The organism is Methylobacterium sp. 2A (assembly GCF_009806555.1).
GTDB lineage: Bacteria > Pseudomonadota > Alphaproteobacteria > Rhizobiales > Beijerinckiaceae > Methylobacterium.
Window position 1 is genome coordinate 1 of the sequence record NZ_VUOK01000031.1, and the last position, 22658, is coordinate 22658.

At 69.7% G+C, this 22658-nt stretch carries 16 protein-coding genes and 1 pseudogene; 8 read left to right on the forward strand and 9 right to left on the reverse strand.

The genetic code is table 11. The features are described from left to right. Window positions 1–122: 122 nt before the first annotated feature. Window positions 123–625: pseudogene (locus FVE89_RS15835) on the forward strand (transposase). On the opposite strand, the gene FVE89_RS15840 reads toward FVE89_RS15835, so the two are convergent. The 7 genes from FVE89_RS15840 to iolC form a co-directional block, all read right to left on the reverse strand. Further along, window positions 603–1520, reverse strand: a complete 918-nt coding sequence (locus FVE89_RS15840) for a sugar ABC transporter substrate-binding protein (RefSeq protein ID WP_160534930.1) — start codon at window positions 1518–1520, stop codon at window positions 603–605. The pseudogene FVE89_RS15835 and the gene FVE89_RS15840 overlap by 23 nt on opposite strands. Before the next feature lie 71 nt (window positions 1521–1591). Continuing rightward, window positions 1592–2617, reverse strand: a complete 1026-nt coding sequence (locus FVE89_RS15845) for an ABC transporter permease (RefSeq protein WP_160534931.1) — start codon at window positions 2615–2617, stop codon at window positions 1592–1594. A gap of 44 nt (window positions 2618–2661) precedes the next feature. Further along, window positions 2662–4191, reverse strand: coding sequence for a sugar ABC transporter ATP-binding protein (locus FVE89_RS15850; protein WP_160534932.1), 1530 nt, complete (start codon window positions 4189–4191; stop codon window positions 2662–2664). A 160-nt stretch (window positions 4192–4351) separates the two neighbouring features. Continuing rightward, complete coding sequence (gene iolB / locus FVE89_RS15855) at window positions 4352–5203, reverse strand: 5-deoxy-glucuronate isomerase (protein WP_160534933.1); 852 nt, start codon at window positions 5201–5203, stop codon at window positions 4352–4354. A gap of 68 nt (window positions 5204–5271) precedes the next feature. Then, window positions 5272–6162, reverse strand: a complete 891-nt coding sequence (gene iolE / locus FVE89_RS15860; protein WP_160534934.1) for a myo-inosose-2 dehydratase — start codon at window positions 6160–6162, stop codon at window positions 5272–5274. A gap of 2 nt (window positions 6163–6164) precedes the next feature. Next, the gene (gene iolD, locus FVE89_RS15865) at window positions 6165–8018 is read right to left on the reverse strand and encodes a 3D-(3,5/4)-trihydroxycyclohexane-1,2-dione acylhydrolase (decyclizing) (protein ID WP_160534935.1); all 1854 of its coding nucleotides are present in this window, start codon (window positions 8016–8018) and stop codon (window positions 6165–6167) included. A gap of 52 nt (window positions 8019–8070) precedes the next feature. After that, window positions 8071–9996 (reverse strand): 5-dehydro-2-deoxygluconokinase, encoded by a 1926-nt coding sequence (iolC, locus tag FVE89_RS15870; protein ID WP_160534936.1) that lies wholly within the window; start codon window positions 9994–9996, stop codon window positions 8071–8073. 229 nt (window positions 9997–10225) lie between these two features. Between iolC and iolG the strand changes: the two genes are divergently transcribed. Then, window positions 10226–11215 carry an inositol 2-dehydrogenase gene (gene iolG / locus FVE89_RS15875; protein ID WP_160534949.1) on the forward strand — a complete coding sequence of 330 codons (990 nt, stop codon included), beginning with the start codon at window positions 10226–10228 and terminating at the stop codon, window positions 11213–11215. A 21-nt stretch (window positions 11216–11236) separates the two neighbouring features. Here iolG and FVE89_RS15880 read toward each other — a convergent pair whose 3' ends face one another. Beyond that, window positions 11237–12073, reverse strand: coding sequence for a MurR/RpiR family transcriptional regulator (locus FVE89_RS15880; protein ID WP_160534937.1), 837 nt, complete (start codon window positions 12071–12073; stop codon window positions 11237–11239). Between the two features lie 684 nt (window positions 12074–12757). After that, on the reverse strand, window positions 12758–13318 hold the full coding sequence (locus FVE89_RS15890) for a L,D-transpeptidase (protein ID WP_160534938.1): 561 nt from the start codon (window positions 13316–13318) through the stop codon (window positions 12758–12760). A 187-nt stretch (window positions 13319–13505) separates the two neighbouring features. Here FVE89_RS15890 and FVE89_RS15895 point away from each other — a divergent pair, with 187 nt between their 5' ends. The 6 genes from FVE89_RS15895 to FVE89_RS15920 all read left to right on the forward strand — a co-directional run bounded on the left by FVE89_RS15895 (window position 13506) and on the right by FVE89_RS15920 (window position 22582). Continuing rightward, complete coding sequence (locus FVE89_RS15895; protein WP_342389751.1) at window positions 13506–13958, forward strand: hypothetical protein; 453 nt, start codon at window positions 13506–13508, stop codon at window positions 13956–13958. A 155-nt stretch (window positions 13959–14113) separates the two neighbouring features. Beyond that, window positions 14114–15385 (forward strand): efflux RND transporter periplasmic adaptor subunit, encoded by a 1272-nt coding sequence (locus FVE89_RS15900; protein WP_342389752.1) that lies wholly within the window; start codon window positions 14114–14116, stop codon window positions 15383–15385. Between the two features lie 18 nt (window positions 15386–15403). Next, window positions 15404–18562: an efflux RND transporter permease subunit gene (locus tag FVE89_RS15905; protein ID WP_160534940.1), complete on the forward strand. Its 3159-nt coding sequence runs from the start codon at window positions 15404–15406 to the stop codon at window positions 18560–18562. 429 nt (window positions 18563–18991) lie between these two features. Beyond that, complete coding sequence (locus FVE89_RS15910) at window positions 18992–20608, forward strand: ABC transporter substrate-binding protein (protein ID WP_160534941.1); 1617 nt, start codon at window positions 18992–18994, stop codon at window positions 20606–20608. Window positions 20609–20619: 11 nt separating this feature from the next. Further along, window positions 20620–21600 (forward strand): ABC transporter permease, encoded by a 981-nt coding sequence (locus tag FVE89_RS15915; RefSeq protein ID WP_160534942.1) that lies wholly within the window; start codon window positions 20620–20622, stop codon window positions 21598–21600. Between the two features lie 10 nt (window positions 21601–21610). After that, on the forward strand, window positions 21611–22582 hold the full coding sequence (locus tag FVE89_RS15920) for an ABC transporter permease (RefSeq protein ID WP_160534943.1): 972 nt from the start codon (window positions 21611–21613) through the stop codon (window positions 22580–22582). Window positions 22583–22658 lie beyond the last annotated feature (76 nt).

The following is a 22658-nucleotide window of genomic DNA, read 5'->3' on the forward strand; positions in this document are numbered from 1 at the left end:
CCCCGCTTCCGTTTGCCCGCGCCCTGGGCCTATGCCCTTTGCCACGCCGCATGATGGGCCAAAGTCGAGCTAAGAGCGCCTAACAGAACGGGCAGGGATTGTTTGGGCCGGCGTTGGTGGGTATGGCGCGCCGGCTTCTGCCCGCTGAACTCTGGGACGCGATCGCCCCGCTTCTGCCGCCGCCCCGGCCACGTCCGAAGGGCGGACGCCGTCCGATTGCGAATTGGGCTGCGCTGATCGGTATCCTGTTCGTGCTGCGCTCCGGTCTGCCCTGGGAGATGCTGCCCGCTGCGATGGGCTGCGGCTGCGGATGAGCTGCTGGCGGCGGCTTCGCGACTGGCAGGAGGCGGGTATGTGGGCGCCTGCATCAGGTCTTGCTGGAGCGCCTGCACGCGGCCGGTGAGATCGACGTCGTCATCGCTGGGTCGTCGATCCTTCGACAAGCTCAGGATGAGGGCACCCAGCGTGGTTCAATCGCTTCCGCCGCCTGCCCGTCCGCTACGAGCAGCGCAGCGATATCCGCGAGGCCTTCACCCACCTCGCTGCAAGCCTCATCACCCTCCACCAGAGCAAACGGCACTGTTACGCCCTCTTGGGTGATCTCACGGAATGTCGTCCCGGGTGATCAGACGCGCCCCGGAATCGATGCGCTTGTCGACGCTTCGGCCGGCGATCACGTCCAGGGCCTTCTCGACCCCGAGACGGCCCATCTGGGAATTGGCCTGGGCCACGGTGCCGTAGATCTCGCCGGCCCTGATCGCCTTGATGTTGTCGCTGTTGCCGTCGACGCCGATCACCGGCACGGCCTTGCCGGCCTGCTTGAGCGCCCGCCGCGCCCCGAGCGCCATCTCGTCCGTCGCCGCGAACACGCCGGCCACGTCGGGCGTCGATTGCAGGATGTTCTGCATCACCGTGTAGGCCTTCTCGCGGTCGGAGTAGGCCGGCTGCCTGCCGGCGATCACGAGGCCCGCCGCCGTGAGCGCCTCCTCGGCGCCCTTCACGCGATCGATCGTGGACGAATTGCCCGGCGCGCCGTCGATGAGCACGACCTTGGCGCCGCGCTTCAGCGTCGCCGCGAGGGCGCGTCCGCCGATCCGGCCGGCGGCGACATTGTCGGTGCCGATGAAGGTCGTGTAGTCGGTGAACGTGTCCGGCAGCGAGGTGTCGACGAGGAGCACGGGGATGCCGGCCGCGCGGGCCTTGGCGACGATGCTCACCGCGGTCGTGGGCTGCGAGGGCGAGAAGACCAGCGCTGCGGGGTGCCGCGCGATGACATCCTGCACCATGTTGATCTGCTGCTCGATCGCGTCCTCGGTCGGCGGCCCGAGGAGGATGAGTTCGACCTTGTTGGCCTTCGCCGCTTCTTGGGCGCCGGTGGCGACGCCCTTCCAGTACTGGCTGCTGAGCGTCTTCAGCACGACCGCGATCTTGACTGGTTCGGCGCTCTGGACCGGTCCGGAGAGGAGCGGCAGCGAGACGGCGCAAGCGGCCAGCGCGGCGATGAAATCCCTGCGGTGCATGGTGAACTCCTGACGACGGTGGTTGAACGGGTCCCGATCGGCGGGATGGGGGATCACGGTCCGGCGCCGGTTCAGCGCCCGCGCGTCAGCACCTTCTGGCGCAGCACGTCGATGGCGACCGCGATCACGATCACGGCCCCGATGACGAAGGTCTGGTAGGCGCTGTCGACGTTGAGCAGGTTCAGGCCGTTGCGCAGCACCGAGATCAGCAGCACGCCGATGATGGTGTTGCCGATCGAGCCGACGCCGCCGAAGAAGCTCGCGCCGCCGATGATCACGGCCGCGATCGCGTCGGTCTCGTAATCGAGTCCGGCGAGGGGATAGACCGCGTTGACGCGCCCGGCGAGGACGAGGCCGGCCAGCGCGGCGGTGAAGCCGCTGATGACGTAGACGAGGTTCAGTACGCCGTTCACGTCGATGCCGGAGAGCCGCGCCGCCTCCTTGTTGCCGCCCACCGCATAGATGTACCGCCCGGTCGAGGTCCGGGTCAGGAACAGCCACATCCCGAGATAGAGCAGGATGACCAGGACGAAGCTGACCGGCACCGGTCCGAGGGATTCGCTGCCGAGATACTGGATCTCCTCCGGGAACATGCTGATCGGTGCGGCCGCGGTGACGACCAGAGCGAGACCGCGCGCCATCTTCTGCATGCCGAGCGTCGAGATGAACGGATGCGGCAGGTGCAGCTTGGTGAGCATCAGGCCGTTGAGCAGGCCGAGCCCCGCTCCGGTTCCGAGGCCCACGGCGATCGACAGGTAGGGGTTCAGCCCCCAGCTTTCGGAGGGGAGGCCCATCATCATCGCCGACAACGCCAGGACCGCGCCGACCGACAGGTCGATCCCCGCGGTGAGGATCGCCAGGAACATGCCGATGGAGATGATCGCGCTCACTGCTGCCTGCGAGGCGACGTTCATGAGGTTGTCGATCGTCAGGAAGCGCCCGGACATCAGGCTCATCGCGGCGCACAGGATCAGCAGGCTCAGGAGCACGCCGAGCTGGTAGAGCTTGTCTCCGAGACGGTGTTTCGGGCCGCGATCACGGCGCACCGGCTCGATGGCCGCCGTGCTCAGCGACGGTGACGGCGCTGTATTCGACATGTTTTCCCCCCTGTTGTCGGCGTGTGCCGCGCTTCGCGTCGCGGTCATGAGGCCAATCGCGTCGGACTCTGGACAGTCTTCAGGCCCGAGGCCGCGTACATGATCGTCTCCTGGGTGGCGTCTCCACGCTCCATCTCGGCGCTGATCCGGCCCGCGTGCATCACGAGGATACGGTCGGCCATGCCGAGAACTTCCTCCATCTCCGACGACACGATGATGATGCCTGCACCCGCGGCGGCGAGTTCGTTGATGAGCTTGTAGACCTCGACCTTGGCGCCGACATCGATGCCGCGGGTCGGCTCGTCGAAGATGAAGATCCGGGCCTTCGACATCAGCCATTTGGCGATGACGACCTTCTGTTGGTTGCCGCCGGAGAGCAGGCCGACCGGCGTGTCGAGCCCCGCGGCCCTGAGGCGGAGCCCGCTCACGGTCGTGTGCGCCGCTTCGTGCAACAATCCGAGGGACAGCCAGCCGCCCCTGGAGAATCGGCCGAGCTGCACGAGCGTGGCGTTGAATTCCACGCTCTGGATGAGGACGAGACCCTGTTCCTTCCGGCTCTCGGTCAGGAAGGCGATGCCGGCGCGGATCGCGTCGGCCGGGCAGCGGATCCGCGCCTCCCGCCCGAACACCCGGATGGTCCCGCCATCGCGGGGATCGGCGCCGGTCACGCAGCGCATGGTCTCGGTGCGCCCGGCACCGACCAGCCCGGCGAAGCCCAGGACCTCGCCGGAGCGGAGCTGGAACGAGACATCCTCGACCACTCCGGCCCGGCGCAGATGCTCCACCTCCAGGATGACGTCGCCGCGCAGGGCCGCGTCCTTCGGGTACTTGTTCTGGATGCTGCGGCCGACCATCAACTGGATGATCGCCTCGATCGACGCCGTCGCCATGTCGAAGGTCGTGATCGAGCGGCCGTCGCGCAGGATGGTGACGCGGTCGCAATGGGCGCGCACCTCGTCGAGCCGGTGCGAGATGAACAGGACCGAGACGCCGCGGGCCTTCACCCGCGCGACGATGCGGAACAGGTCCTGGGCCTCCTTCTCCGACAGCGCCGCGGTGGGCTCGTCCATGATGATGAGCTTGGCATCGGCCCGGACGGCGCGGCAGATCTCCACCATCTGCTGATGGCCGATCCCGAGCGTGCCGGTCTTCGCGTCCGGGGCGATGTCGAGGCTGAGTTCGGCCAGCAGCGCCGCCGTCCGCGCCCGGATGGCCGCCCGGTCGAGGAGGCGCAGCCGCCGGGACCGATAGATCTCGCGGCCGAGGAAGATGTTCTCGGCGACGCTGAGATGCGGGATGAGGCTGAGTTCCTGGTAGATGCAGGCAATACCCGCATCCATCGCGCTGCGCGGGTTTAACCGGGAGAAATCGCGACCCTCGAAGCGGATCGAGCCCGTATCCGGCGTGTAGGCGCCGGTCAGCATCTTGATCAGGGTCGACTTGCCGGCGCCGTTCTCGCCGCAGATGGCGTGGATTTCCCCGGCCCTGACCGTGAGATCCACCCCGTCGAGCGCGACGACGCCCGGAAACCGTTTCGTGAGCCCCTCGACCTTCAATCGCACGTCGTCGGACATGGCGTGTCCTCCATTGCGGCCTGTGCGGCGGGCTCGGACCCTCCTGTCCGACCCGGCCGGCCGCTTCCTCCCGTTCGAAGTTGTGCCTGCGACTCAGAGGAGGCGCGGACGCGTTTTCGTGTCGTTGCTTGTTCTTGTCGTTGCTTGAGCGAGGCCGAGGTTATGCCGTCGGGACGGCCTGTTCCTCGGTCCTGCCTGATCGATCGCGGGCCTCGTCCAGCAGCCACGCATGGGCATGGTCCGGCTGGACGCGCCATCGGCGCACCGGTCCGGCCATCACGTTGAGGTACCAGAGGTCGTAGCCATGGGCGGCCGCCACGGGATGATGGCCCCGGGGCACCAGAACGACGCAGCCATCCTCGACCACGAGCGCCGCGTCGATCGCCCGGTCATCCGTGTAGACGCGCTGCAGGGCGAAGCCCTGGGGTGGGTGAAGCCGGTGGTAGTAGGTCTCCTCCAGCCGGGTCTCCTGCGGAAACAGGTCCCGGTCGTGCTTGTGCGGGGGATAGCTCGACCAATGGCCGCCCGGCGTGACGACCTCCACCACGAGGAGCCCGTCGGCCTCCCTGGTCTCCGGCAGGATGTCGCGGACATGGCGGAGATTGGTGCCGGTGCCGCGGGTCGAGAGCGCCACCTCGGCGGCCGGGATGGCGCGGGGCGCGCGGGATCCGTCCATGCCCGGGGCCGTGCAGACCGCCACCTCGGCCGCGCCCTCCGCCTCCACGCGCCAGGGCAGGCCGGCCGGGACGTGGACCGAGTCGGGAGGCCCCTCGAACGGCGAGGCCCGCCCGCCGACGAGGCCGAAATCGACCGATCCGGCGCGGATGCGGGCCCGGCCGGAGACCATCACGAGGCAGGCCTCGCGCCCGGTCTCGCCGCCGCTCGCCGTGGCGCCGGACGAAAGGCGGTGGACCGCGAAGCCGACATGGCTCCAGCCGGCGCTCGCCGGGGTCACGCGGAGCACGCAGCCCTCCGCGTCGGGATCATGGGGACGAACCAGCAGGTCGGGCATGTTCGGCACCCCTTCGGGGTCGGGTGGGGGCGATGCGGCGCGGACCGGGACGGGCCACGCCGGGTTCGTCAGGCGGCGATGGCTCCGGTGCCGGACAGCAGGGCGGTGAGGTGCCGGTGGCCCAGGCGGTGGAACAGGAGCGGGTTGGCCTTGGCCGGATCCTGTTCGGCCTCGATCACGAGCCAGCCCTCGTAATCGGGCAGTTCTCGGAGCACGGCCTCGAAGTCGATGCAGCCGTCGCCCGGCACCGTGTAGATTCCGGCCAGCACCGCATCGAGGAAGGACCAGTCTTCCGCCTCGGCCAGGGCGCGCACGTCCGGCCGGACGTCCTTGGTGTGAACGTGGAAGATGCGTTCGCGATACCGCGCGGCGAGGGCGGCCGGATCGGCGCCGCCCCAGCAGGCGTGGCCGGTGTCGAGCAGCAGGCCGACCGCGTCGCCGGTCGCCGCCATCAGGGCGTGGATGTCGGCCTCGGACTGGACGATCGTCCCCATGTGGTGGTGGTAGACCAGCCGGACTCCTTCTCTGCGGGTGGCCTCGGCGACCGCGGTGAGCCGGCGCCCGAAGGCCGCCCACGCCCCCTCGGCCAGGACCGGTCGCTGCGAGAGCGGCTTTGAGCGGTCGCAATGGATTGCGTTGGAGGTCTCGGCGAAGACCAGCACGCGGGAGCCCACCGCCTTCAGGAGATCGAGATGCGGGCGCAGGGCCGCGCATTCGGCCTCGGCGTCGCGCCGCAGGAGTTCGGCCGAGTACCAGCCCGAGATGCAGGCGAGGCCGAAGGGGGCGAGCGCGGCCCTCAGCGCGTCCGGCTCGCGCGGGAACTTGTGGCCGAGTTCCATGCCGGCGAGCCCGATACTGGCGGCCTCCGCGAGGCAGGTTTCGAGCGGGGTCTCGCCGCCGAGTTCGCGCATGTCGTCGTTCGACCAGCCGATCGGGTTGGCGCCAATCCTGACCTTCATCGTCACTCTCCCACGCGTTGATCGAGGCGGGCGGCTTCGTAGCGGGCGCGGGCGCTGCGGACCTCGGCACGCTCCGAGACCTCGGGTATCGCCACGTCCCACCAGCTGCCGCCCTCCGGGGTCGTGCTCAGCGGGTCCGTGTCGATGACGAGCACGCTGGTCCGCGGCGCGGCGCGGGCCTCCGCCAGGGCCTCCTCCAGCGCGGTGACGCTCGCGACCTTGCGGGCGGATGCGCCCAGCGCAGCCGCGTGGGCGGCGAAGTCGATCGCCGGGAGGGTCGCGTGCCGGGCGTCGTGCAGCAGGTTGTTGAAGCCGGCGCTGCCGCAGGCGACCTGCAGCCGGTTGATGCAGCCGAAGCCGCCATTGTCGAGAACCACGATGACGAGCTTGAGGCCCAGCATCACCGAGGTCGCGATCTCCGAATTCATCATCAGGTACGAGCCGTCGCCGACCAGGACGAAGACGTCGCGCTCCGGCTCGGCCATCTTCACGCCGAGCCCGCCGGCGATCTCGTAGCCCATGCAGGAATAGCCGTATTCGAGGTGGTAGCCGCCGGGCGCCCCGGCCTCCCAGAGTTTGTGCAGCTCCCCCGGCAGGCCGCCGGCCGCGCACACCACCACGTCGCTCGGCCGTGCCTGCCGCTGGACGGCGCCGATCACCTGCGCGTCGGTGGGCAGCAGGCCGTCGCCGCCGGTAGGCGCGAGGCGAGCCGCCACCGTCTCGCGCCAAGCGGCGCTGGCGACCGCGGCATCGGCGGTCCAGGCCTCGGGGGCGCGCCAGCCGTCGAGGGCCTGGGCCAGCTCGGCGAGGCCGGCCCCGGCATCGGCGACCAGTGGCAGGGCGCGGTGCTTGCCCGCATCGAACGGCTGCACGTTCAGCCCGACGATCCGCCGTCCGGCGCCGGCGAACAGCGACCACGAGCCCGTGGTGAAGTCTTGGAGCCGCGTACCGACCGCGAGGATCAGGTCGGCCTCGCGCGCCGCCGCGTTGGCGGCCTGCGTGCCGGTGACCCCGATCGCGCCGAGCCCGAGCGGGTGGCGCGCCCGCATCGCGCCCTTGCCGGCCTGGGTCTCGCCCACCGGGATGCCGAAGCGCCCGGCGAAATCGGCGAGCGCCGCCTCGGCCTCGGCGTAGAGCACGCCGCCGCCGGCGATGATGAGCGGCCGCTTCGCACCCCTGAGCGCCGCCGCGGCGTCGGCGAGCTCCCGCGCGTCCGGTCGGACCCGCCGGGGGAGCCAGACCTGCTCGGCGAAGCATCGGATCGGGAAATCCCAGGCCTCAGCCTGCGTATCCTGGCACAGGGCCAGGGTCACGGGCCCGCACGCGGCCGGATCGGTGAGCACCTGCAGCGCGCGGTTCAGCGCCGGGACGAGCTGCTCGGGGCGCTGGATCCGGTCGAAGTAACGCGAGACCGGGCGGAAGCAGTCGTTCGCCGTGACGGTGGCGTCGCCGAAATCCTCGACCTGCTGCAGCACCGGATCGGGGCGCCGGGAGGCGAACACGTCGCCCGGGAGCAGCAGGACGGGCAGGCGGTTCACGTGGGCCAGCGCTGCGGCGGTGACCATGTTGGTGGCGCCCGGCCCGATCGAGGTCGTGCAGGCCATGAAGCGCCGGCGGCGGGCCTGCTTGGCATACGCGATGGCGGCGAGTGCCATGGCCTGCTCGTTGTGGGCACGGAAGGTCGGCAGCGCGTCGCCGGCCTGCCACAAGGCCTCTCCGATCCCAGCGACGTTGCCGTGGCCGAAGATCGCCCAGCAGCCCCCGAGGATCGGGACGCGGGTTCCGTCGATCTCGGTCCTCTGCGCCGCCAGGAAGCGGACTAGGGCCTGTGCCGTGGTCAGTCGGACGGTTTCCATGACGCTCAGCCTTGACGCTCGGCCTTCCGGCAGATCGTGTGAGAGGGGTTCGTCAGGCCGCCAGGGCGCGGCCGGTCCAAGCATCGGTCAGCCGCTCGAACCGCCGGGCCATCTCGACGGTCGCCTCCTCGTCGCCGATCTCGCCGCCGAGCCAGGCCCGGGCGGCCTGCGCGAAGATGGTCCGCCCCACCGCGAAGCCCTTCACCAGCCGTTCCGTCCGGGCGGCCGCGAAGGCCGCTTCGAGTTCGGCCTCCGGGGCGTCGAGACCGAGCAGCACGATGCCCCGGCAATACGGATCGTGCCGGCGGATCACGTCGCCGACCGCCGTCCAGGCGGCCGGATCGGCCTGCGGCTCCAGCTTCCACCAATCCGGCCGGATGCCGATGGCGTAGAGGCGCTCCAGCGCGGCCGGGACGGTGTCGGAAGCGAGCGGACCGTGGCTGCCCGCGATGATCTCGATGAGCAGGGCGCGCTCGACCGTGCGGGCGGCGTCGTGGACCCGCTTCAGCTCGCGCTCCTGCCGGGCGAGCAGTTCCGGGGGATCGTCGGGACGGTAGAAGCACAGGCACTTCACCGTGTGGTGCCCCGGCCAGGACACGAGATGCGCGCCCAGGCTGTCCATCCCGTCGAAGTCCAGCGGACGCGAGCCCGGCAGCTCGATCGGGCGGCCGATCCAGAAGCCGTGATCGGTCGCCCGGAACAGCGCCTCGCGGCCGTGCCGTCCGTCGAGCAGCATGCCGAAGCCCGGCCGCCCCCGCGCCACCCGGGCCGCGGCCTCGACCGCCAGCACCTTGAAGGCGGCAATCCGCTCGTGCGCGGCGCCGAGTTCGTCGGCCACGGCTTCGAGTTGGAGCCGGTGGTCGATCGCGAGCGCCAGGAGCGCATCGGGCTGCGGCGGGCGGGTGGTCGCCCAATGGATGTGGTTCAGGTCGGCGTCGAAGCGCAGCGCCCGGTGCGGGCTGCCCCGGTCGAGGAACCGGCGCAGCTCCGCCCAGGTCGGGATCTCGGGGGCGCAGCGCAGGCGCGAGACCGCGAAGGCGCCGCAGGCATTGGCCCAGGTGCAGCAGGTCTCGAGCGGTTCCCCGCGCAGCCAGCCGCGCAGGAACCCGGCCATGAAGGCGTCCCCCGCTCCCAGCACGTTGAACACCTCCACGGGGAAGCCGGGGCCGCGGATGCCGTCTTCCAGCGAATCGGGGATCGCGCCGGGGAACACGACGCAGCCCATCGGCCCGCGCTTGCACACGATGGTGGCCTGCGGGGCCAGGGCGCGGATCGCGCGGATCGCCGCGACGGTGTTCTCGCTGCCGCCGGCGATGTGGATCTCCTCCTCGGTGCCGACCACGAGATCGCACTGCGCGAGGATGGGACCGAGATGGGCCGTGACCTCGGCGGAGCGGACGTAGCGCGCCTCGCCGTCGCCGTGTCCGGCCAGCCCCCAGAGGTTCGGCCGGTAGTCGATGTCGAGCACCACCTTGCGGCCGTAGCGGCGGGCGATCGCGATCGCCCGGGACTGTGCCGCTGCGGTGCCGGCTTGCGAGAAATGCGTGCCGGTGACCAGCACCGCGGCGGATGAGGCCACGAGGCTCTCATCGATGTCGCCCGCCTCCAGCGCCATGTCGGCGCAGTTCTCCCGGTAGAAGATCAGCGGGAAAGTCTTGGAATCGCGCACCGCGAGCAGGACCAGCGCGGTGAGCCGTGTGGGATCGGTCCTGATCCCGGCGACGTCGACGCCCTCACGGACGAGCTGTTCGCGGATGAAGCGGCCCATCTGCTCGTCGCCGACCCGGGTGATGACCGCGCTGGCGAGGCCGAGACGCGCGGCGCCGACGGCGATGTTCGACGGGCAGCCGCCGACCGACTTCGTGAAGGTCGCGATATCCTCCAGCCGGCTGCCGATCTGCTGGCCGTAGAGATCGACCGAAGACCGGCCGATCGTCACGAGATCGAGGCGTGGCTTGGCCTGCTTCACCCCTTGCATCGGGTGTCCTCCCGGGCCCCGTGTCGCTGTTGTCGGCCGGGAGCGCGACACGGGCGGCTCTCGGTCTGGGCCGTCTCGATCGCGCCGGCACAGCGGCGTGGAACGAGCGGCCCGTCATTTCTAGCGATATGAAACTATCGTTCTAGATTTCTGTCAAGATGGAATTTATGTTCTGAAACCGTGAGGCGGTGGCCGAGGGCGGCGCCGCTCTCCCGCGGGAGGAGAGGACATCATGCGCGTTGCGATTCTCGGCGCCGGGCGGATCGGACGAATCCACGGGGCCAACGCAGCAGGTCGACATGGGCTGAGCCTTGTGGCGGTGAGCGATCCCGATCCCGCCGCCGCCGCGTCGCTTGCCGACGCCACGGGGGCCGAAGTCCGCGACATCGCCGAGGCGGTCGCGGGCGACGACGTCGATGCCGTGCTCATCTGCACCCCGACCGCGACGCATGCGGACCTGATCGAGCGGGCCGCGCGCGCCGGGAAGGCGGTGTTTTGCGAGAAGCCGATCGACCTGTCGGCCGAGCGGATCGTGCGCTGCCTGGAGGTGGTGCGGTCGGCCGGCGTGCCGCTGATGATCGGCTTCAACCGGCGATTCGATCCGCACTTCGCCGCTTTGCGCCGCCGACTGGCGGAGGGTGCGATCGGGGAGGTCGAGATCGTCACCGTGATCTCGCGCGATTCGGCGCCGCCGCCGGCCGGCTACGTCGTCGCCTCCGGCGGGATCTTCCGCGATATGATGATCCACGACCTCGACATGGCCCGCTTCCTCCTCGACGGCGAGCCCGCGGTCGAGGTGCACGCGATGGGCTCGGCGCTGGTCGATCCGGCGATCGGCGAGGCCGGCGACGTCGACACCGCCGCGGTGATCCTGAAGACGGCCCGGGGGCGGATCGTGCAGATCTCGAACTCCCGGCGCGCCAGCTACGGTTACGACCAGCGCATCGAGGTGCACGGCGCCAGGGGCATGCTGCGGGCCGGCAACATCCACACCTCCACGGTCGAGACGGCGAGTGCGGCCGGGTTCCTGTCCGATCCGCTCCAGAACTTCTTCCTGGAGCGCTACGCCGAGGCCTATCGCGCCGAGCTCGCAGCCTTCATCGAGGCGGTGCAGGCCGGCGTCGCGCCCAGTCCTTCAGGCGAGGACGGCCTCGCCGCGCAGCGCCTTGCCGACGCCGCGACGCTCTCCTGGCAGAAAGGTCAGCCGGTCCGGCTCTGAGCCCGGCGCCGCGTCGGCCCTTCACGCGCTGGGCGGCGGGGCCTTGTGGCGCTCGCCGACCGCGATGGCGAGCGTCATGGCGAGCACCATCGTGGCCGACAGGGAGCGGAAGGCGCCGTAATCCGCCTCCGCGACCTCCAGCCAGAGGCTGGCGCGGGCGACCAGCGGCGAGAAGGCCGAGTCGGTGATCGCCAGAACCGGCACTCCGGCGCGCGCCGCGGCGGCGGCGAGGTCGACAGTCGACGGCGTGTATGGCGTGAAGCTCACCGCCAGCACGGCATCCGTCGCGCGGGCGCACGCGATCTGCTCGGCACCCATCTGTCCGATCTGATCAATCAGTTGGCAGCGCACACTCATCTTGGCGAAGGCGTAGACGAGGTAGCTGACGACCGGGAAAACCCGCCGGGCTCCGATCAGATACACGGTGTCGGCTTGCGCCAGCAGATCGGCGGCGCGTTCGAGCTGGGCCGGATCGAAGGTCGTCCTCAGCCGCGTGACAGAGGCGATGGCGGCGTCCGCAACGCCGCCGAGATGCAGGCCGGCCTCGGCCTCGGCACCCTTCAAGGCTTCCAGGCGCTTCTGATAGTCAGGCCAGCGCTCCTTCAGCCGAGCCCGGAACACCAGCTGCATCTCGCTGTAGCCGCCATAGCCGAAGCTCTGTGCCAGCCGCACAAGGGTGGAGGGTTGCACCCCGGCATGGGTGGCGACCTCGGCCACCGTTCCGAGGGCGACCTCGTCCGGATGGGATGCGACGAAGTCAGCCGCCTGCCTGAGACGCTTCGGCAGGCGCGCCGTCTCGTCCAGGAGCAGCCCCCTGAGCGCGTGGAAGTCGCGAGGGGCGTGCGTGCCCGCCTCCATTGTCGATCCTCTCCCCGGCATGCGTCGGCGGACACGATATCTGATTACTGGAAAAATGGAATGTCTGGTCCATTTTTGGCTGCGATCTGGCACATCTCAGACGCAGTCAGCTTTGCGTCCGGCCTGTACCGAGGCCGTGTGAGCACGCAGATCATTCAGGGTTTGGGGAAACGATCGGGGTAGCCTCGCCGAGTGAGATGGCGGCCCTCAGGTTCATCTCGGGCCTGACCTTCGCCAAGGTCCGGGTCAGGAAGTGGGTTGCTCCCATCCAGGCCTTCAGCGTGCCGAACGGGTGCTCCACTGTCTGGCGACAGCAGAGGCGAGACTGTCGCAAAGCACATCCATCGCGCATCGCGCCGCTTGGGTTGTGATCGCCTCGGCCCCCGGCGGGCGCCCCGCCTGTCCATATCGGCTCCTCCGGAAGCCAACGCCTAGGCACGTCAACCCGGCAAACAGGCTCTCAATCCGTGCCCTTCGAACGCCTCGACGGCGGCCCAGTCGTAGACGATCGCATCAACGTCACGCTTGGCCAGCGCAGGCTCGATGGCTCGCGTGTCAGGAAGACCCCCCCTCGGGGCCGAAACTTAATGATCAGGCTGGCCGGGACGCGCGCCGACAAACGTCGCGCGCCCAGGCCGACACACAATCCGCGCCTGCCGACAAACGTCCGGCGCGCGCACAAAATCAGTCGCGCACGATCACCTTGGTGCCGACACGGGCGCGATCATAGAGATCGACCACATCCTTGTTGGTCATGCGGATGCAGCCCGACGAGACCGCCGCACCCATCGTTTCGGGCTCGTTCGAGCCGTGGATCCGGTAGAGCGAGGAGCCGAGATAGAGGGCGCGGGCGCCGAGCGGGTTGTCCTGGCCGCCGGCCATGTAGCGCGGCAGGTCGGGGCGGCGGGCCAGCATCTGCTGCGGCGGGCGCCAGTCCGGCCATTCCTTCTTCATGGTGACCGTCTTGGTGCCCGACCACGAAAAACCCTGCCGGCCGACGCCGACCCCGTAGCGGATCGCCTCGCCGCCGCCGAGCACGTAGTAGAGCCGGCGCTGGCGCGTCGAGACCACGATCGTGCCGGGCTTCTCCTTGCCGGTCCACGCCACCGTCTCGCGGGGGATCGCTTGGCTGCGGAAGACGTTGAGGAAATCCGCGATCGGGCCCCGGTCCAGCGGGTTGGCCGAAGCGGGGGCGCTCCCGAGCAGGGCGCCTGCGAGCCCGAGCATCGCGATCCGTCTCGACATGGTCTCCATCCTTCGTTCGTCGTGGCGCAGGCCTTCGGCTGCGCGCGCGTCGGACGAGCCGGCCCGGACTTCGCGGCAAGGTTGAGGCCGCCGCGCCGGACCGGGCGCTTCCGGGCAAGGGTGTGTGGTGGGCGCAACAGCGGGCCGGCGGCGCGACGCCATGGGTGCCGGCAGCGCGACGCCATGGGTGATTGAACCCGGCGACGGCCATGCTTATCTCAGGTTCGTGATCCGATCCGTCGCCCTCCTGGCCCGCCGCGTCGCGGGCTCGCCGGACCGCCTCGCCCGGGGCCTCGCCGTGCTGGCGCTGCTCGTCCTCGCGACGGCGGCGATGGTCACCCTGCCTGCGCCGGCCGAGGCCGCGCGGGCGGAAGGGCCGGCCTGCGCCGTCGCGGGCGCCCGGATGGCAGTCCTGTCGGGGGCGCCGGATGCGCAGCCCGAGGCCGAGCGGTCGACGTTCGGCCGCACCGACCTCTGCGCCGCCGACAGCGAGATCCTCACGGAACTGGGCCTGCCGCGACCGCCGGTTGAGGCGCCGCAGCCCCGTCACACCATCTCCGCATCGTTCGGCTACCGGTCCGAGACCGCACCGCCCTCCGCGCCGGACGGCTCGCCGCACCGGCCTCCCAGGTCGGCCTGACGCGCGTCCCGGCCCCTGCGGCCGGCGGAGACGCGCGCCTGCCCTGATCTCCCTTCGGCCGGCTCGTGGCCGGTCCCGAGATCCGCCTCGACCCTGCGCGGCCCCGGCGCCGCGCCAGCCTCAGCAGACGCATGCTTTCAGGAGCGTCGGTACTCGTGACCCGCAATCTCCCCGCCCGCATTCCGTCCCCGCGCCGCGCCCCGGCGATCCTGCTCCTGCTCGGGCTGGCCGCCTGCAACCCCAAGCAGGCCGCCGCCCCGGCCCCGCCCGTGCCCGAGGTCGGCTTCGTCACCGTCGAGCCCCAGGCGATCCCGTATCTGCGCGATCTGCCGGGCCGCGTCGCGCCGATGCGCATCGCCGAGGTGCGCTCCCGGGTCTCCGGCCTCGTGGTGAAGCGGCTGTTCGAGCAGGGCAGTCAGGTCAAGGAAGGCGACATCCTCTACAAGATCGACCCGGCGCCCTACGAGGTCGAGCTCGCCAGCGCCGAGGCGGCACTCGCCCGGCAGGAGGCGGCCCTGGTGCTCGCCCGCCAGCAGGCCGACCGGCTGGAACAGCTGCTTTCCCGCGCCACCGCGAGCCAGGCGCAGTACGACGCGGCCTTCGCGGCCAAGAAGCAGGCCGAGGCCGAGGTGGCGGGCGCCAAGGCGAGCCGCCAGAAGGCGCAGCTCAACCTCGACTGGACCGACGTGCGCGCGCCGATCACCGGCCGCATCGGCCGGGCGCTGCTCACCGAGGGCACGCTGATCGAGCCGGGCTCCACGGGGGCGCTCGCCACGATCCAGCAGCTCGACCCGATCTACGTCGACATCACCCAGTCGGTGGGCGAGTTGAACCGCCTGCGCCGGGATCTCGCCAGCGGCGAGCTGGCGCGGCTGGAGGACAACACCGCCAACGTCCACCTGATCATGGATGACGGCTCGCTCTACCCGCTGGCCGGCCGCCTGCTGTTCTCCGACGTCACCGCCGACCCGAGCACCGGGCAGGTGACGTTGCGCGTGCAGTTCCCCAACCCGCACGACGAGCTGTTCCCCGGCATGTACGTGCGGGCGCGGATCAAGCAGGGCATCGATTCCGACGCGATCGCGGTGCCGCAGCAGGCGATCCAGCGCACCGATGACGGCCGCGCCGAGGTCTGGGTGGTGCGCGCCGACGCGACGGTGATGCGCCAGCCCGTCGAGGTCGGGCCGGTGGTCGGCCAGAACTGGCTGATCCGGTCCGGGCTGAAGGCCGGCGAGCGCGTCGTGGTCGACGGCTTCCAGAAGATCACCGTGGGCGCGACGGTGAAGCCCGTCGACCAGACCCCGGTCCACGGCGAGACCGCGCCGAAGCACGATGCCGACGAGGCGCCCGACATGCCCGGCGACAAGGGGGCCGGCGACAAGGCGGAGGTCGCCCCCCACGCCGCCGCCGGCCAGCAGCGCCACTGACCGCGGAGGAGCCCGACCATGGCACGCTTCTTCATCGACCGGCCGGTCTTCGCCTGGGTGGTGGCCCTGTTCATCTGCCTGGGCGGCGCGCTCGCCATCCCGAACCTGCCGGTGGCGCAGTATCCGGTGATCGCGCCGCCCTCCATCGCGCTCTCGACGGCCTATCCCGGCGCCTCGGTGGAGAGCCTCTATGTCGGCACGACCCGGCTCATCGAGGATGAGCTGAACGGGGCGGCCAACATCATGAACTTCGAGTCGACCACCGACTCGTTCGGCTCGGTCAACATCACCGCCACCTTCCAGCCCGGCACCGACCCGTCGCTGGCCTCCGTGGAGGTGCAGAACCGCCTGAAGCGCGTCGAGGCGCGCCTGCCCGCGGAGGTGCGCCAGAACGGCATCCTCGTGGAGGAGGCCTCGGCCGCGACCCTCAACATCATCACCCTCGTCTCCAAGGACGGGTCGATGGACGAGGTGGGCCTGGGCGACTTCCTGATCCGCAACGTCATCAACGAGATCCGCCGCATCCCCGGCGTCGGGCGCGCGACGCTCTACTCCACCGAGCGGTCGCTCCGGGTCTGGGTCGATCCCGACAAGCTGCGCGGGCTGTCGCTCAACGCCTCGGAGGTCACGGAGGCGATCCGCAACCAGAACGTCCAGGTCGCCTCCGGGGCGGTCGGCGCGCAGCCGAGCCCGACCCGCACGGCGCTCACCATGCCGATCATCGTGAAGGGCCAGCTCGGCACGATCGAGGAGTTCGGCGCCATCGTGCTGCGGGCCAATCCCGACGGCTCGAACGTGCGCCTGCGCGACGTCGCCCGGATCGAGCTCGGCGGCGACGCCTACCAGTTCTCGACGCGCCTCAACGGCGGCCCCGCCGCCGGCATCTCGGTGACGCTCGCCCCCGACGGCAACGCGCTGGAGACCGCCAAGGCGATCCGCGCCAAGATGGAGGAGCTGTCCCAGTTCTTCCCGCCGGACCTGACATGGGACATCCCCTACGACATCACCCCGGCGGTCGAGGCCTCGATCGAGAAGGTGCTGCACACGCTGGTCGAGGCGGTGGTGCTGGTGTTCCTCGTGATGTTCCTGTTCCTGCAGAACATCCGCTACACCCTGATCCCCACCATCGTGGTGCCGATCGCCCTGATGGGCACGGTCACGGTGATGTGGCTTTCGGGCTTCTCGGTGAACGTGCTCACCATGTTCGGCATGGTGCTGGCCATCGGCATCCTGGTCGACGACGCCATCGTGGTGGTGGAGAACGTCGAGCGGATCATGAACGAGGAGGGGCTGCCCCCCAAGGAGGCCACCAAGAAGGCCATGGGGCAGATCACCGGGGCGATCATCGGCATCACGCTGGTGCTGATGGCCGTGTTCGTGCCCATGGCGTTCTTCCCCGGCTCGGTCGGCATCATCTACCGGCAATTCTCGATCGCGATGGTGACCTCCATCGCGTTCTCGGCGCTGCTCGCCCTGTCGCTGACGCCGGCGCTGTGCGCGACCTTCCTGAAGCCGGTCGCCAAGGGCCACGGCCATGCCAAGGGCGGCGTGTTCGGGATGTTCAACCGGTTCGTCGACCGGGAGACCGCCCGCTACGGCCGCGGCACCGCGGCCTTCATCCGGAAATCCGGCCGGGTGATGCTGGTCTACCTCGCGCTGGTGGCGGGCGCGGCCTACGCCTTCGTCAACCTGCCGGACGGTTTTCTGCCGGTGGAGGACCAGGGCTTCTTCACGGTCGACATCCAGACGCCGCCCGGCGCCTCCTACAACCGCACCCAGGAGGCGGTGCGCAAGGTCGAGGAGCACCTGCTGGCGCAACCGGGCGTCGCCACCGTGACGATGCTCAACGGCTTCTCGTTCTCGGGGCAGGCGCCGAGCACCAGCCAGGCCTTCGTGACCCTGAAGCCCTGGTCGGAGCGCGACGCGAAGAACTCGGCCGCCGCGCTCGTCGCCGGCACCAACGCGGCGCTTGCGAGCTACCGCGACGCCACCGTGGACGCGCAGGAGCCGCCGCCGGTCGACAACCTCGGCAACGCGGCGGGCTTCTCGTTCCGCCTGCAGGACCGGGCGAACCGGGGCTACGCGGCGCTGCTCTCGGCCCAGGAGCAGCTCCTGAAGCTCGCCTCGCAGAGCCCGATCCTCCAGAAGGTGAAGATCGAGGGCCTGCCGCCGACTCCGCAGGCCGAGCTGGTGATCGACCGCGAGAAGGCGGCGGCCTTGGGCGTGAAGTTCGAGGACATCAACGCCACGATCCAGCTCAATCTCGGCTCGGTCTACCCGAACGACTTCCCCAACCGGGGCAAGATGCAGCGCGTCTATGTCCAGGCCGAGCAGCTCCAGCGCATGAACGCCTCGGACATCCTCAACTACGCGGTGAAGAACGCCTCGGGCACCATGGTGCCGATGTCGTCCTTCGCGGAGCTGAAATGGGGCATGGGGCCGAGCCAGATCGTCGGCTTCAACGGCTATCAGTCGGTGCGCTTCACCGGCGAGCCGAACCCCGGCTACACGTCGGGCGATGCGATCAGTGAGATGGAGCGGCTGATGCGCCAGCTGCCCAAGGGGTTCGGCTACGCCTGGACGGGGCAGTCGTACCAGGAGAAGCAGGCCGGGAGCCAGGCGAGCCTGCTGCTCGGCCTCTCGGTGCTGATCGTGTTCCTGTGCCTCGCCGCGCTCTACGAGAGCTGGGCGATTCCCGTGTCGGTGATGCTGGTGATCCCGCTCGGCGTGATCGGCGCCGTGGCGGCGGTGCACCTGCGCGGCATGCCCAACGACGTGTACTTCAAGATCGGGCTGATCACGATCATCGGGCTCTCGGCCAAGAACGCGATCCTGATCGTGGAATTCGCCAAGGACCTCTGGAAGCCCGGGACCTCGGTGGTGCGGGCGGCGGTCGAGGCGGCGACGCTCCGGTTCCGGCCGATCGTGATGACCTCGCTCGCCTTCATCTTCGGCGTGGTGCCGCTCGCCATCGCGACCGGCGCCGCCTCGAAGAGCCAGCAGGCGATCGGCACCGGCGTGATGGGCGGCATGATCACCGCCACCGTGCTGGCGGTGTTCTTCGTGCCGGTATTTTTGGTGGTTGTGATGCGCGTGTTCCGGCGCAAGGCTGTGGCCGAGGGCGAGCGGGCGGAGGCCGAGCTGCGCCCCGAGCCGGCGCGGGTGGCGGCGGAGTGAGACTGCTGGCGCGCAGCTAGGTTCCCCTCGCCCCGCTTGCGGGGAGAGGGCCGCGTCTCCCCCTTGTTGGGGAGCGCGGCGAGGCGGCAGCCGAAGGTGAGGGGGCGATTCAGGACAAGCCTCTTCCGGAACCGCCCCCTCACCGCCGCTCCGGCTGCGCCTTCGCTTCCCGCAGGCACGACAGGGTGCCTGCGGGCCTCTCCCCGCCCGCGGGGAGAGGGGGGGATGCGCACGGCGCTTCGCGTTCAATCCTCGACTGATAATCCACCGATACCGCCGAGATTGACCCATCAATCAATCTCCCTGGTCCGAAGCTTGCTGTGGGCGCCGCGCGCTGTCGGTTTGCCGGGGCGCGGTGGCCGGTCTAAGCCTCAACCACTGCGCCTGTGGGGCGGCCGACGCTCAACTTTCATGGTTCCGGAGATCCGCTTGTCCCGTTCAGCCCTGAAGACCCTCGCCCGCGGCGTGTCCGCGGTCGCGGTCGCGACGTTTGCCTTCGCCGCGCTGCCCGCGCAGGCCGCCAACGTGTTCCGCTTCGCCTTCCAGGGTGACCTGAAATCCCTCGATCCGTACTCGCTCAAGGAGAGCTTCACGGAAGGGATGCAGGAGGCGGCCTACGAGCCCCTCGTCACCCTCGACAAGAACCTGAAATTCGCGCCCGCCCTCGCGGAATCCTGGGAGACGCCCGAGCCGACCCGCTGGCGCTTCCACCTGCGCAAGAACGTCAAGTTCCACGACGGCTCGCCGTTCACCGCCGACGACGTGATCTTCTCGGCCCAGCGCGTCCGGGCCCCGGGCTCGAACTTCACCACCAACGTCCCGGCCGACGCCGAGTTCGTGAAGGTCGACGACGACACGGTCGACATGGTGCTGAAGAAGCCGAACCCGATCGCCATCGCCCAATTCCCGACCTGGCTGATCATGTCGAAGGCGTGGTCCGAGAAGAACGGCGTCGTCCAGCCGACGCCGCCCAGCGCCACCAGCCCGAGCTACGCGACGCTCCACGAGAACGGCACCGGCCCCTTCGTGATCGCCGAACACCAGCCCGGCGTGAAGACCGTGTTCAAGAAGTTCGATGGCTACTGGGGCAAGGTCGAGTCGAACCTCGACGAGGCGGTCCTCACCACCATCGCCAACCCGGCGACCCGCGTCGCCGCGCTCCTCTCCGGCGAGGTCGATTGGATCGACCCCGTGCCGCTGCAGGACCAGCAGCGGGTCAACGCCAGCGGCACCGCCACCGTGATGGCGGGACCTGAGCTGCGCACGATCTTCCTGGGCATGGACCAGGACCGGGACGAGCTGAAGGATTCGAGCGTCAAGGGCAAGAACCCGTTCAAGGACATCAAGGTGCGCGAGGCCTTCTACCTCGCCATCGATGAGGACACGATCGCCAAGCGCGTGATGCGCGGGCAGGCGGTGCCCTCCGCGCTGATGATCGCCCCGGCCCTCTACGACCGCGCCGCCGAGTTCAAGCGTCCCGCCACCGACCTCAAGAAGGCCAAGGCGCTGATGGCTGAAGCCGGCTACCCGGACGGGTTCTCGCTCACCATGGACTGCCCGAACGACCGCTACGTCAACGACGAGGCGATCTGCCAGGCGGTAGTCTCGATGCTGGCGCGCATCAACGTCAAGGTGAACCTCAACGCCCAGCCGAAGGCCAAGTACTTCGCCAAGGTGCTGGCGCCGAACTACGACACCTCGTTCTACCTGCTCGGCTGGACCCCGTCCTCGCTCGACAGCCACAACATCCTCTACGAGATCGTCGGCTGCCGGAAGCCCGGCGACAAGTCGGGCCGCGGCGGCTGGAACCTCGCGGGCTATTGCGATCCGAAGATCGACGCGATCGCCGACAAGGTCGAATCCGAGACCGACAAGACGAAGCGCGACGCCCTGATCAAGGACGGCTTCGACGTCCTCAACGCCGATTGGGGCTACATCCCGCTGCACCAGCAGGCTCTGGCCTGGGGCGTCTCCAAGAAGGTCCACCTGACCCAGCGCGCCGACAACCTGCTGCTGCTCTACTGGGTGTCGAAGGATCCGTCGTAGGAGGCTGAGGCGTGCTCGCCTTCCTGCTGCGCCGGGTGATCCAGGCGGCCGCGGTCCTCGCGGTCGTCGGGCTCATCGCCTTCGCGATGTTCCGGTTCGCGGGCGACCCCGTGAACCAGATCGTCGGCCCCGACACCACCGTGGCCGAGCGGGCCCAGATCCGGACGGATCTGGGGCTCGACGATCCCGTCATGGTCCAGTTCGCCCGCTACGCCGGCAACGTGGTGCGGGGGCAGTTCGGCATCTCGTACCAGTTCCGGCAGCCGGTCTCGCAGCTCTTGGCCGAACGCATGCCGGCGACGCTGGAACTCGCCTTCTGCGCCACGATCTTCGCCCTGGTGGTGGGGATCCTGATGGGCGTCTACTGCGCGCTGTTCCGCGACTCCTGGCTCGCCGGGCTGTTCCAGGCGGTCTCGCTGATCGGGATCAGCCTGCCGACCTTCCTGATCGGCATCCTGCTGATCTACCTGTTCTCGGTGACGCTCGGCTGGCTGCCCTCCTACGGGCGCGGCGACACGGTGCGGCTCGGCTGGTGGACCACCGGCTTCCTGACCGGCTCCGGGCTCAAGGCGTTGATCCTGCCCTCTGTCACGCTCGGCCTGTTCCAGATGACGCTGATCATGCGGCTGGTCCGCGCCGAGATGCTGGAGGTCTTGCGCACCGACTACATCCGCTTTGCCCGGGCGCGGGGGCTCACCACCCGCGCCGTTCACCTCCGCCACGCGCTCAAGAACACGCTGGTGCCGGTGATCACCATCGCGGGGCTTCAGCTCGGCTCGGTGATCGCCTTCTCGATCATCACCGAGACGGTGTTCCAGTGGCCCGGCATGGGCCTCCTCTTCGTCCAGGCCGTACAGAACGTCGATATCCCGATCATGTCCGCGTATCTGCTGCTCGTCGCGCTGATCTTCGTGACCATCAATCTCGTGGTCGACATCCTCTACACGGTGGTGGACCCGCGCCTGCGGCTCTCGACCGGGCGGGCGGCGTGAGGGATGACCGATGAGCGGACGTGACATCGACGCGGGCGACGCCCCGCCGATCCCGCTGCCGGAGGCGGCACCGTCGCGCCTCGCGCGCTGGCGCGACTCCGACCTGCTGGCAAACTTCCTGCGCTCGAAGGTGGCGGTCTCGGCGCTGATCGCCACCGTGCTCATGGTCGGCCTCGCCTTCGCGTCGCCCTGGATCGCCCCGCAGAATCCCTACGACCCGGCCCAGCTCGACCTGATCAACTCCAACCTGCCGCCGATCTGGCAGGCGGACGGTCAGGCGCCCTACTATCTCGGCACCGACGACCAGGGCCGGGACGTGCTCTCGGCGGTGCTCTACGGCCTGCGCCTGTCGCTGATCGTCGGCGTGCTCGGGGTGGTGACCTCCGGGATCCTCGGCATCGCGCTCGGCCTGATCGCCGGCTACGCGGGCGGCGTTGTCGACACGCTGATCATGCGGGTCGCCGACGTGCAGCTCACCTTCCCGGCGATCCTGATCGCCCTGGTGGTGGACGGCGTCGCCAAGGCGAGCTTCGGCAGCGCGCTCGATGTCGGGCCGCTGATCGGGCTGATCGTGGTCTCGATCGGCCTGTCCTTCTGGGTGCAGTACGCCCGGACCGTGCGCTCCTCCGTGCTGGTCGAGAAGGGCAAGGACTATGTCCAGGCGGCCCGGCTGATCGGCCTGTCGCCGCCGGTGATCATGGTCCGCCACGTCCTGCCGAACGTCACCGGGCCGGTCTTCGTGATCGCGACGATCAACTTGGCCTTGGCGATCATCACCGAGGCGACCCTGTCGTTCCTCGGGACCGGCCTGCCCGAGACCATGCCGTCGCTCGGCACGCTGATCCGCACCGGCAACCGGTTCCTGTTCTCCGGCGAGTGGTGGATCGTCGCCTTCCCGGGGCTGGCGCTGGCCGGTCTCGTCATCGCCATCAACCTCCTGGGGGATTGGCTGCGCGATGCGCTCAATCCGAAGTTGCAATGATGGTGGGTGTGAGCAAGTCGCAGATGGCCACCGCCGCGTCTCCCTCCCCCCTGTGCGGGGGAGGGTACCCTGCGCA

Coding starts and splice junctions, on each gene's coding strand:
- FVE89_RS15905 (WP_160534940.1), top strand. CDS start 15,404: ATGGCACGCTTCTTCATCGACCGGCCGGTCTTCGCCTGGGTGGTGGCC.
- iolC (WP_160534936.1), bottom strand. CDS start 9,996: ATGCAAGGGGTGAAGCAGGCCAAGCCACGCCTCGATCTCGTGACGATC.
- iolD (WP_160534935.1), bottom strand. CDS start 8,018: ATGGAAACCGTCCGACTGACCACGGCACAGGCCCTAGTCCGCTTCCTG.
- FVE89_RS15920 (WP_160534943.1), top strand. CDS start 21,611: ATGAGCGGACGTGACATCGACGCGGGCGACGCCCCGCCGATCCCGCTG.
- iolE (WP_160534934.1), bottom strand. CDS start 6,162: ATGAAGGTCAGGATTGGCGCCAACCCGATCGGCTGGTCGAACGACGAC.
- FVE89_RS15845 (WP_160534931.1), bottom strand. CDS start 2,617: ATGTCGAATACAGCGCCGTCACCGTCGCTGAGCACGGCGGCCATCGAG.
- FVE89_RS15890 (WP_160534938.1), bottom strand. CDS start 13,318: ATGTCGAGACGGATCGCGATGCTCGGGCTCGCAGGCGCCCTGCTCGGG.
- FVE89_RS15880 (WP_160534937.1), bottom strand. CDS start 12,073: ATGGAGGCGGGCACGCACGCCCCTCGCGACTTCCACGCGCTCAGGGGG.
- iolB (WP_160534933.1), bottom strand. CDS start 5,203: ATGCCCGACCTGCTGGTTCGTCCCCATGATCCCGACGCGGAGGGCTGC.
- FVE89_RS15850 (WP_160534932.1), bottom strand. CDS start 4,191: ATGTCCGACGACGTGCGATTGAAGGTCGAGGGGCTCACGAAACGGTTT.
- FVE89_RS15840 (WP_160534930.1), bottom strand. CDS start 1,520: ATGCACCGCAGGGATTTCATCGCCGCGCTGGCCGCTTGCGCCGTCTCG.